Genomic DNA, 12,139 nt, shown 5'->3' with positions numbered 1-12,139 from the left:
TCAAATGCTTAAAATCTAAAGCCTAGGCTAAATAAAAATCGGTTATCTTCGTCGCTCATATAGTAACCCAAATTCGCGGTTAAGGCATTAAAGCCGTTAATAAAGATAGAGCCTCCATAGCTGGTATGCCACTTATTTGAAGAATCGTTTTCTAGCCACACACGACCATAGTCAAAGCCAGCTGAAACACCTACACGTAAGGGAACAAAATTGGTTTTAAATTTAGTTAATCCCACTCTCAAATCGGTAGTTTGATAAAAGCCTGTTTTTCCAGTAAACCGTTGATTACGAAATCCTCTTAAACTTGTATCTCCGCCTACGGTAGCCGCATGGTAAAAATTATAATTGTTTCCTAAGATGAAATTGGCTTCGGCTTTGGTTGCTAGAGTTGCCGCACCACTTTCATGAATAGGATAAACAAATGATAATAAGGGATTAAGATAAGCAAATTTATTGTCAAAATCTCCATTTACAGAAGATTTATAACCGGCTGTCAATCCTAATTCCATACCTCTTCTTGGGTAGCCAATAAGACTTCCTTTATTATTATAGTTTATTGCCAACTCACCACCAGCATATATTTGGTTTTCAAAAATTGGATTATTTTTATTAAAATTATCACCGGTAAATCGATTGTCGTTAAAACTAACTTCATTAGCCTCGATAATGGCTTTTATACTTGCTCTTAATGCATTTCCTTTGGTATAAATAAGTGATGGGGCTAAATGCCATTGCTTCATATTAACACGATTATAATCTAAGGTCACATCATCTACATCATAAGCACTTGAATTACCCATGCCAAAATAATTGGTCGCAAAGTTATTTCCTGTAATTCTGGCATCTATACCTAAATTCCAATTGTAAAATAAATGAGCAAATTCGGCGTCATAATTGAACTCAAGACCTTGAGTTGCACCATAATAATCAACACTTAGTGTATGCTGGCTGCTAAAAGGATTGCGTAACAAGTCATAGCGCGTATACACATTGGTTATTCCTGCCCTAAAACCAGCATCTCGATTATAGCCTAAACGCGGAAGAACAACATTTGAATCATATATCTTCTTTTTAGGATCATAGTTATTTATAGCATATGAATTGGTTAGCCTTTTGCTACCCACATTTTTAAAGTTATTTTCTTTGGATTTGTAATCGTAAATTTTAGTACGCTTTTTATTCTCAAAATCATAGGTATCCCTTTCTTCTCCGCCAAAAATTTTCAACTTTATTAAATTATCTCCATTTCCTGAAATATGAATATGATCATCGCCATCAAGTGTATAGAGCCAAATTTCCTTAGTTTCTTTTTTGTTATAAGTAGTATTGAGAATTTCTACCCCTTCATCTAAAATTTGAATTTGAGTTTCACCCTTTGGTAATCGTTTAATAAATACCTTATTGTCTTCGTGGGTGGCGATAATAACTTTGTGTTTTTTAAAATAGGTATAATACTCTTTTGCAATGTCTAAAAGATTATCGCGACGTTGTTTTAAGGTAGATTTTATTTGCTCAATACTTTCATCTTGAACATCGGGAAGTAAATCCGCGAAAGCTATATCAATCACCGAATCACTTAAGTTTTTTTGAATGTAATCTACTTGATTTTCCCAGTCTTTCCAAGTTGCACGATTTATAAAAGCTTGGTCTAAATGATATCCGGCATGATTCAACCATTTTAGATTTTTTGGTTCTGGTGTGTAGCTTTGCATAACGCGTAAATTAGGTATTCCTAATTTTAATAGAGCGATGATAGGCCCGTCATATTTGGGAAAAGCTTGATCTCTATCTCTAGGTATAGCTTTGTATAAATCAATACTATCGTTGGACTCAAATTTCGCCCATCGCCATTGGTCTGAATGCCTATCCCAATCGCCTACGAGCATGTCAAAAAGTCGAGCCCTTATATAGGTGTTTTCATCAATCCTAGCGTTTTTATTATCTCTTAATTCGAGAAGCATATCTTTTGTACTGATAATATCATCGGCTTGACCAAAAGTTTTAAAATTCTTATTTTCATCTCCTACGTGCTCTTCGAACATATATAATTTATCACCATAACTAGCATTAAATCTTCCTAAACGTTTTTGTTTGGGAACATATACTATTTTAGGGTTGGCGTGATAAATATCAATAGCATCTAATAACTGTCCTACAGCAAATGGCGCATAGGGGTGAGCAGTGGTGTAGTAGTCTTGTACAATTTCTTCTGCGATTGTATTTTTCATGTAATTTTTTACATAATGATCAGGTATGGAGGATTGTATAAAGCGTACCGCACTTTTTCTGAGTTCTCTGATATTGTACTCATTTTCATTATCATCGATTAACCTTAAAGTTCGTGATTGGTTTCCACCACCAGCTCTCAAGGCACGTACATTATGCGGTAAGGCTTCTAAATTTAAGACGGGTGCCTCTATTTCACGGCCATAAATAGAACGGTAATGTTCGCCCCAGGCCCAAACATAAAAGTTAGATTTGTTAACTTCTTCTTTCGAATAAATAGAGGCCTTATAGGTTTTCCCGAATTTTGAGATGGGGTGGTAAGTTACTTCTTCAAGTGTCTTTCGCTTACTGGGAATAAGGTGAGAAAAAACAAGCTGGGTACCGTCTTTATTCACTTCGTATAGAGAAACTTGGGTATCGCCATTGGCAAAGGCAATTAGTTTGGCAAAACCAGGTTTTGAACTACCAAAATGACCCTCTTTAGTATCTGGTCTAGTCTTTTTACCTGGTTTGAGTGAACCAGCGATTACTTGAGGTATACCATCATCGCTTAAATATTGCAAGTTGGTATGATTACCTGAAACAAATATTACATCTTCAAATTGACTCGCAAGCGTTTCTAAACGACCTACCAATTCTTGCATAGGCTTACTATAGTAATATTGTTTAGAAAAACCACCCATTCTACCCAGGAAACCTTTGCGCTGAGCGCTTAATACCGGGTGGTGTATAGCAACAATAATGGTTTTGTTTTGTTCATCTTTTAGCTCATCTTTAAACTGAGCAAAAAATTGTTCTCGCGTTTTTATTTCACATTTATTATTTACGTAAATATGATCATCCCAATTTTCAAGATACCACTGAGAGTCGACCATTACCAATTCTACTTGATCACTTAAGCTTTCCCGTTCTATGGGGCAGCCATCATTTGGCCAAAACTCGGCCTTGCTGTTATCTTGTAAATAAGATTCTAAATCATCTATATTTTCGTGCCCGTGACGGTTCCATTCGTTTTTACCTGGATTATAAATAATTTTTCCCTTAAACCCCTTTAGAGGCTCCATTAAACTATTTTTCAAAAAGCTTTTCTCTTCTTCTCGTTTTTTATCTTCTGGAGGAAAACCATGTTTACGTGTTATATTACCCAAAGCAACAAACACAGGTTTTTTTGCTCCTTGAGCGTCTTGTGTAATAGCTTTTAAAATAGGCGAAGAGAGGTTGGGATTTACATTTCCTGTATTCGAGGTAAAGTAAAGGGTATTTGCAACCTCATTATTTTCTTGAGCAAAGCTTGAGAAATGGATTGCTAGTAATAAACAAAAAATAGTCGAAGCCCCGTGAAGCTTATTTAGCATTTTCATGAATTTTCAATTTGGTTGTATGCTCGTAAAAATCTTAAATTTTAATGAACCAATAATTTTATTTAACCATTTATAACATTTTTTGTTAATAGTGTTAAAAGATTTTATCATTGACGCGCTTGTTTACTAACTTTAACTAAATTTAAACAACACGGCCTCGACAAATATTCCAGGGCTAAACTAAATTTGCGCGAAAACTCTAAGAATTGACTCAACAAGCAACTAAAGAAAAATCTAAGCCAAATAAAAAAGAAAACACTGCTATGTATAAGCGTGTACTGAGGTTTATTGCCAAATTCTTTTTGGTGATTTTCATATTATTTGTGCTTTTGCTTTTATTTATACGTTCACCTTGGGGTCAAAGTATTATTGTTAATCGCGTAATTGATTACGTGAGTGGTAAAACGGAAACGGTTGTTCAACTTGACAAACTCTTTATAACTTGGCAAGGAAATATCAATTTAGAAGGACTTTATCTAGAAGATAAACAAGGTGATACTTTATTGTTTACCCGGCAATTAGAAGCCGACATCCCGTTATATCCTATATTATCAAACAATAATCTAAACATTAACTCTCTAGAGTGGGATGGGGCCGTGGCCAATATAAAAAGAAAAGATACCTTAGCAGGGTTTAACTTTCAGTTTCTAATAGAGGCTTTCGCGGATTCAAGTCAAACACAAAAAAATACGAGTGCAGAAAATCAAAATCAACCACTTAAGATTAATTTAGGCGACTTTTATTTTTCAGATTTTAATTTTACTTATCAGGATGCAGTTTTGGGAAGTGATTTAAAAGTTAAATTTAACGCCTTAGATATATCCATGCAGCAATTTGATCTTGAAAAACAACATTATTTTATTGATAAATTGCACTTTCAAAAGGCTTTGATTAATTATGTGCAGAGTGAGCCACAATTCATAGTTCAAGATACTGCCCAAAGCGATTTGCCTCATTTAAAAATGAATGAGATTAGGTTGAAAGAAGTAAAATTTAAATATTTAGATAAACCGAATCAGCTTAAAGCGGATGTCAATCTCTCTGATTTTTTATTGAGCAAGGGTAATTTGGATCTAAACCAACAAAAAATAGAAATTACAAAGCTAGGACTGGTTGAATCAAATGTAAGTATCGACCTGCCTTTGACGAATAATTCAGAAAGTGAATCACAACAGGTTGATAAGCCTTCAAGTACAAATATCTGGCCTAATTGGGAGGTGAATCTAGGCAATATCGATTTTGAAAATAATCAAATAAGTTATTACCAAGGCAATCAGAAAGAACAAAAAAATGTGTTTAACCCTCAAGCGATGAGAATCACCGGGCTTTATTTTAAAGCTAAAAACTTAAAGCTAGGGAAAAATAAACTAGTCAATTTAGATTTAGAAAAACTAATTTTTGAAGAATCTAGTGGTTTTAAATTAAAAGAAGCCTCTTTTCTTGCCAAAATCACCGATGAAAAACTAAGGCTGAAGCGTTTAAAACTGGGTACCAATACTTCAACTCTGCGAGGAGATCTTGAAATAAATTATGCCAATTTAAACGACTTTATAAGTGATTTTGATCGAGCAGATTTTCAAATTAATATTGATAATTTACAAACCCAATGGAAGGAGGCCAATTATTTTGCCCCTCATTTAAAACAAAATGAGGTTTTTGTGCGGTTGGAAAAAAATCCGCTTCAAGCGAAATTAAAAGCAGAAGGTAATTTAAGCGCTTTAAATATTAAACAACTAAATGTAAGTTGGGGAAAAGATTTTAGTAGTCGCCTAAAAGGTGTTTTTTCTAATATAAATAATATTGATCAGTTAGAATTTGATTTACCAATTTTTGAAATTACTACCCGTAAATCGGCGATTGAGCAATTTATAAAACCCGAAGATTTAGGGTTGAAATTACCAGAAGAAATTGAACTTCAAAGTGCTTTTACTGGTAATGTAAATGCGGGAGAAGTAGATGCATTTTTAGAAACGAGCTTAGGATCCTTGCAAATTGAAGGCGAATTTAGTATTGATAAGATATATGGTTTTGACGGAGAAATAAAAACAACATCAATTCAACTTGCCCAAATATTAAGAAATGAAGATTTTGGTAATTTGAGTTTCACAGCACAAATCAAAGCGAATGGCGAACAATTAAACAACCTTGATGCTGTACTAAAAACCAATTTTGCTGAGTTAAGTTATGCCAATTATGATTTTTCGGCTTTAAGTTTAGCGGCCAATATTAAGAAAGGTAGAGGCAGTATTTTTGCAGTTTTTGAAGATGATAATTTGAATTTTGAAGCCCAAACTCAACTGGTTTTAGATTCGATTAAAAGTCAAGTTAATTTCAATTTACATTTAGAGGGAGCCAATTTATATGCGCTTGGTTTAACCAATCGTGATATACGTGCAAAATTTGATTTAAGCGGATACTTTAAAGGCAATATGCAAAAATATCAATCTGGTTTAAACCTAGATAACACCGTAGCTGTTTATGATAACAGACCCTATTATTTAGACGATTTAGCTGCTTATCTTGCCGTTGACCAAGACAATACTTTATTGAGTGTTGCTAGCAATTTTTTACAAATTAATTTAGACGCAAACGATGACCCTAATGTTATAGATGTTGCGCTTCGCAAACACATTAATCAATACCGTGGAGATTCATTACAAGTTAGTGAAAATGAAACGCCCGTAAAGATTAATTTAACAGGTAGATTTAAACCCACACCTATTTTCAAAGACATTATTTTTGACGGCATTAAACAAATGGATAGTTTAGGTTTTTCGCTTGCTTTTAACGAAGCCAAAAACAACGTGAAAGGTTCAATCAATTTACCTTACCTCAATTATGCTGATAATAAGCTAAGTAATTTTAAATTAGCTATTGAAGGAAATGGGGCTACAGCCGATTTAGATCTAGGATTTCAAGCCATTGAGGCAGGACCATTTCAAATAGGCAAAACAAATCTTTTGGCCAATTACAAAGACGAGAAACTGTACTTTAGCTTCAAAGCTTTTCAAGAAAATGATGTTTTTTACAATTTGCAATCGGTCTTGTATCAAAAAGAGGGCTACAAACATTTTCAAATTCTTCCTAAAGATTTAAAATTAGCTGGCAAAAATTGGCAGGTACCACCCCAAAACAAAATTGTATTTAATGATCAAGAAATAGAAGTAGAGCAAATGCGTTTTCAGCATCAAGAGCAGGTATTTACGTTTCATACCGAACGTGTAGAAAATGATTTTGCATTAGCACTCGATTGGAAAAACTTTAAAATTGAAAATTTATTTCAATATTTAAATCCTAAGAATTCGGTTGCTACCGGATTACTTGATGGTGAGGTGAAATTTATTAATCCGTTAAAAGAAAATGCGTTTACCGCCGATTTACAGATTGCTAATTTGCATATTCTTGAAAATGAAATAGGCGTTTTAAAAATTGATGCCCAAGCCAATGATTATAAAACTTATGATTTACTAGCCGAATTAAAAGGTGATAAAATAGAGGCGCAATTAAAAGGTGACTACACCATTAAAGAAAGTACCACCCAGTATGAGTTTGATTTGAATCTTGCGCGATTAAATCTTCAACTGGTGCAAAAATTTGCAGACAGCAGTATTAAAGAGGCTTCGGGAGAAGTTGCTGCACAAATCAAACTCGCACAAGAGGAAAACCAACTAGCTTATAAAGGAAACATTAACTTCCTAAACGCACAAGTGGTACCTCGCGCTTTAAACACTCCTTATAAACTTGGAAAAGAAAAAATAGGCATTACTAAAGAACAGATTGATTTTAATGCATTTACAATTAAGGATGAACGAGAAAATCAATTTGTAGTAAACGGACAAATTTTGACAAAATCTCTACTTAATCCTGAGTTTGACTTGAGTGTGAAAGCACGAGATTTCTTAGCATTAAATGCCACAGAAGAAGATAATGATTTGTTTTTTGGTAAAGCAATTTTTGATCTAAACGCACAGGTAAAGGGAGACTTGAATTTTCCTAAAATACAAGCCGATTTAAGTGTGAAAGAAGGTACAGATATTACTTATATTTATCCTAATGTAGCGGCCAATCGTATCACGCAAGATGGGGTAGTGGTCTTTGTAAATAAAGAAAACCCCGATAATATATTAACCCAAAAAGCAAAAGCCGAAAAAAACACCCTTATAACAGGCATAGAACTCAAAAGTAAATTACGTGTCGAACCCGGAGCTTCTTTTAAAGTCATTTTAGACGAGCGAACCAATGACAATTTAGAAGTCGTAGGTCAAGGTGAATTGCTTTTCAATATTTTTAAAAACGGTAGAACTACACTAACAGGAAGGTATGATATTAGCGATGGGCATTATGAAATGAACCTTTATAACCTAGTAAAACGCAGGTTTGATTTAGCCGATAATAGCAGCATTTCTTGGGTGGGAGATCCTACAGACGCCCAATTAGATGTTACGGCCATTTATCAAGTAAAAACATCGGCTTCGGCGCTAATGGCCAGTCAAACTTCCAATGCATCTCTAGAAGTTCAAAATCAGTTTAAACAACGCATTCCCTTTCAAGTCTATTTAAATGTAGAAGGAGAATTACTTAAACCTAAGCTTAATTTTAGATTAGGAATTCCTGAAGACCAACGCGGGGCCTTTGGCGGAGCGCTTTACGGAAGAATAAACCAACTCAATCAACAAGAAGACGCACTTAACAAACAAATTTTTTCTTTATTGGTCTTAAATAGATTTTACCCTAGCTCGGGAAGTGATGGTAGTTCAGGAGGACCAGCAACCGTGGCAAGAGATAATATTAACGATGCTTTATCAGATCAATTAAATGTATTTTCAGATAAGTTGGTAGGCGATACAGGAATCGATTTAGACTTCGGTTTAAACTCCTATACCGACTACCAAGGCTCGACCTCAGAAAGTCGAACCGATCTAAATATTTCGGCAAGTAAAAAGCTTTTTAATGACCGTTTGATCGTACAAGCCGGTAGTCAAGTTGGTGTGCAAGGAGACGCCAGACCAGGGGAAGAAAATCCGGTTATTGGAAATGTAAGTATTGAATATTTGTTAGCACCTTCGGGAAGGTGGCGCTTGCGCGGATTTAGAAAAAGCGAATATGAAAATGTAATAGACGGTCAAGTTTTTGTAAGCGGTATAGCTTTAATTTTTAATCGAGAGTTTAATCAATTTAAAGAATTGTTTAAAAAAGAACTCAACAATGAAAAAACATCGACGCCCGCTCCCGAAGAAGAAAATAAACAAAAATCAAATAAAGTCAAGGCTACAGAAACATCAAATGAAGACCAAAATGAATAAAAGTAGTATAAATTGGTTCGTGTTGTTATGGTTGGTGTGTTTAACATTGATCCTTCAGGCTTGTTCTGTCAAAAAATTCATTCCCCAAGATAAAACGCTTTACACTGGCGCAGATATTAAACTTAATGATACGCTCTATGCTTCTTTTAAACAAGATGAAAACCTTAAGAATGCTTTGGCTAAAGTGCTTTACCCTGAGCCAAACTCCAAATTTTTAGGGGGGTACCCTAATCTGTTTTTTTATTATAAAGGGCAAAAGGAAAATCCAGGATTTATTTATAAATTTTTAGCCAAAAAAAGAGGAGAAGAACCGGTTTATTTTGACGAAGAAAATATTACTCAAACGGTAGACCTCATAAAAAACAGACTAGAAAATCACGGTTATTACTACTATAATGTAAAATATGAAATAGATCAAGATACTACGGCAAAAACTACATGGGTAAATTATAAAATCGCAGCCAAACAACCTTATACCATTGCAGAATATTTGATAGAAGAAGACTCTATCCATCCGCCGCAATTATACAAAGACATTAAAAGTAGTTTGCAAAAGTCCTTAATTAAGAAGGGAATGCGATTTAACTTACAGCAATTTAAAGCAGAACGCGAGCGCATTGATAGATTTTTAAAAGAAAAAGGATATTATAATTTTAATAGTGATTTTTTGATTTTTGAGGCAGACACCAATCGTTATGATAAACAAAGGTTTGACTTGTTTTTGTCTTTGAAAAACAACATTCCGCAAAGGTCAAAATATCCCTATGTTATAGATAGCGTTTTGGTTTTTCCTAATGAAAGCATTGAAAAGGAAAAAAGAAAACTTTTGCCTGAAGTTTATAATGAAATCTATTATTACCAAAACAACCAATTTTTTAAACCTAAACGCCTAGCTCCTTTTATACAAATCAAACCAGGAGAAACGTATAGCCCAGATAAATCTAAGAGCACCAGTAGGCGTTTGGCTTCAACAGGGGTGTATAAATTTGTTAATATTGTTTATAAAGAAAGTGACACAGTTTTAAACGAAAACAATCATTATGAATTGGTTGCCGAAATCAGGTTATCCCCCTATAAAAAAAGGGCAATACGAGCCAATTTACAAACCGTTACCAAATCGAATTCTTTTGGAGGCCCGGGTATAGGCTTAGATTATATCAATAAAAACTGGTTAAAAGGCGGAGAAATTTTAAAAACCGGTTCAACTTTTTCTTATGAAAGACAATTTGGTGGGCAACAAAAAGGCTTGCAGAGTTTGCAATTGGGACTCGAAACTCAGGTTAGTTTTCCTAGACTGCTTTTTCCTTTTGATATTAACCATAGGTTTAAGTACAGCACTCCAAAAACCAATGTAAGAGTAGGTTATGATTATTTAAATAGAAGTAAACTCTATAGTTTGAACTCAATTTCTGCTGCGTTCGGGTATTCTTGGCAGGCCAATAAGTATGTGACGCATAGCTTAAATTTGCTCAATTTAGATTATGTTCGTTTAGGAAAAACTACTAATGATTTTGAAGCCATTCTCAATGAAAACCCATTTTTAAGAGAAAGTTTTGAGCAACAGTTCATCTTAGGCTTGACATACTCTTTTACTTATAATGAGTTACTTAGCGAAAATAATAAAAATGGCATTTATTTTAACTTAAATTTTGATACGGCAGGTAACAGTTTAGATTTATTCGGTAAACAAAAAAAGGGGGAGCAAGTTAAAAAGTTTCTGGGTCTAGCGTATGCGCAATATGCCAAAACCGATATTGATGTAAGTTATCATCTAAATTTAAATAAAAATCAATTTTTAGTAGGGCGGGTTTTTGCCGGTTTAGGTATTCCATACGGTAATTCGAATACTTTACCTTTTGTAAAGCAATATTTTTCTGGTGGTCCGTATAGCGTACGTGCCTTTAATATTCGTTCGCTGGGTCCTGGAACTTATGAAAGTAGCGATCAAGGAGGATTTTTTGACCAGTCGGGCGATATACGCTTAGAAGCCAATCTAGAGTACAGATTTCCTTTGTTTAACTATGTAAATGGTGCTATTTTTGTCGACGCTGGTAATGTGTGGCTTATGAATGAAAACGAAAAATTACCCGGTGGTAAATTTACCAGCGATTTTATAAATGAATTTGGCGTAGGTTCTGGAGTAGGAGTGCGGGTAGATATTCAAGGATTCGTATTACGATTTGATCTAGCAGCCCCATTAAAGAAACCGGCTCAAAACTGGAAATTCAACTACTCGAAACCTGTATTTAATTTTGCTATTGGTTATCCGTTTTAATTATGAAAAAAAAATACTTACTTACATTTATTCTTGCGTTAGGATTTGGGGTTATTTTGGCACAGAATAAGTATGCATTTAATAGCATAGATAGTTTACAAGAACCTGTAAAAATAACTACTTGGGATTTAGCTAAATATGATGCCTCTCTCGCTTGGGGCGGATTCAAAAACGTTTTTGCGAGTCCGTTTAAATGGGATCAAGACGATTGGGCCACTGCTGCAGCAATTGGTATAGGGACAGCAGGTTTACATATTTTAGACGATGATGCCAGCCGGTATTTTAAACGTCAAGAAAAAGATATTCCTTCTATTATCCGCGATTTTGGTTGGTATTTTGGTAGTCCGCAGAATAATTATGGTGTAAATGGAGGTATTTACCTAGTAGGCTTATTCACCAAAAATGAGAAAATAAGAAGAACAGGAATCTTAATGATTACTTCGGCCAGTGCAGCTGGATTGGTGCAAACGGTAGCAAAAAAGGTAACCGGTAGAGCCAGACCGTCAGATGGGGGTAAATTTACTTTTAAACCTTTTAAACCAGGAGGCGGCTACCACTCTTTCCCTTCAGGACATACTATTTTATCTTTTACTACCTTTTATTCCTTATCAAAGCAATTTGATAATCCCTGGATTAAAGGCGGACTCATAACAGCCGGTATGATTTCTCCCGTTTCACGACTCTGGGCGGGTGCACACTGGCTTACCGATGTAGCGCTTAGTGTCGCTCTTACTGTTGTGGTTGTAGATAGCGTAGACAATTACTTGGATAAGCAAATGAAAAGTGACACTGAATTAAAGCAAGCCAAAAGAAATCGTATTTCGTGGCGCTTGCAAATGGGGCCCAGCTCAATTGGTTTAAGGGGTACATTTTAGATGCTTTTTTCACTATTAATTCTCTGTAATTGGTACAAGCCCCCATTTCGGTCTCGTTGAAAATATCCGCTTAAAGCTTTTGAGTTAAATTCAATAGCC

Annotated in this window: 4 protein-coding genes; 3 read left to right on the top strand and 1 reads right to left on the bottom strand. The window is 34.7% G+C overall.

The annotated features are described in order from the left end of the window. Positions 1-8: 8 nt before the first annotated feature. Entirely contained in the window at positions 9-3,581 is a 3,573-nt protein-coding gene (locus ACFSQ0_RS04190) for a ShlB/FhaC/HecB family hemolysin secretion/activation protein (RefSeq protein WP_379044574.1), read from the bottom strand. A gap of 212 nt (positions 3,582-3,793) precedes the next feature. On the opposite strand from ACFSQ0_RS04190, the gene ACFSQ0_RS04185 reads away from it, so the two are divergent. Genes ACFSQ0_RS04185 through ACFSQ0_RS04175 form a run of 3 tightly spaced genes read left to right on the top strand, consistent with a single transcriptional unit; the run spans position 3,794 to position 12,040 of the window. Beyond that, the gene (locus ACFSQ0_RS04185; protein WP_379044571.1) at positions 3,794-8,890 is read left to right on the top strand and encodes a translocation/assembly module TamB domain-containing protein; all 5,097 of its coding nucleotides are present in this window, start codon (positions 3,794-3,796) and stop codon (positions 8,888-8,890) included. Continuing rightward, positions 8,883-11,165, top strand: a complete 2,283-nt coding sequence (gene tamL / locus ACFSQ0_RS04180; RefSeq protein WP_379044568.1) for a translocation and assembly module lipoprotein TamL — start codon at positions 8,883-8,885, stop codon at positions 11,163-11,165. The genes ACFSQ0_RS04185 and tamL overlap by 8 nt, the downstream gene beginning before the upstream one ends. Before the next feature lie 2 nt (positions 11,166-11,167). After that, positions 11,168-12,040 (top strand): phosphatase PAP2 family protein, encoded by an 873-nt coding sequence (locus tag ACFSQ0_RS04175; RefSeq protein WP_379044565.1) that lies wholly within the window; start codon positions 11,168-11,170, stop codon positions 12,038-12,040. The last annotated feature ends 99 nt before the right edge of the window (positions 12,041-12,139 follow it).

The organism is Mesonia sediminis, assembly GCF_042684705.1.
Lineage (GTDB): Bacteria > Bacteroidota > Bacteroidia > Flavobacteriales > Flavobacteriaceae > Mesonia > Mesonia sediminis.
This window is presented reverse-complemented; position numbering and strand designations above follow the sequence as displayed.

Excerpts from the sequence above, each read along its gene's own strand:
- tamL (WP_379044568.1), top strand. The coding sequence starts at position 8,883 with ATGAATAAAAGTAGTATAAATTGGTTCGTGTTGTTATGGTTGGTGTGT.
- ACFSQ0_RS04175 (WP_379044565.1), top strand. The coding sequence starts at position 11,168 with ATGAAAAAAAAATACTTACTTACATTTATTCTTGCGTTAGGATTTGGG.
- ACFSQ0_RS04190 (WP_379044574.1), bottom strand. The coding sequence starts at position 3,581 with ATGCTAAATAAGCTTCACGGGGCTTCGACTATTTTTTGTTTATTACTA.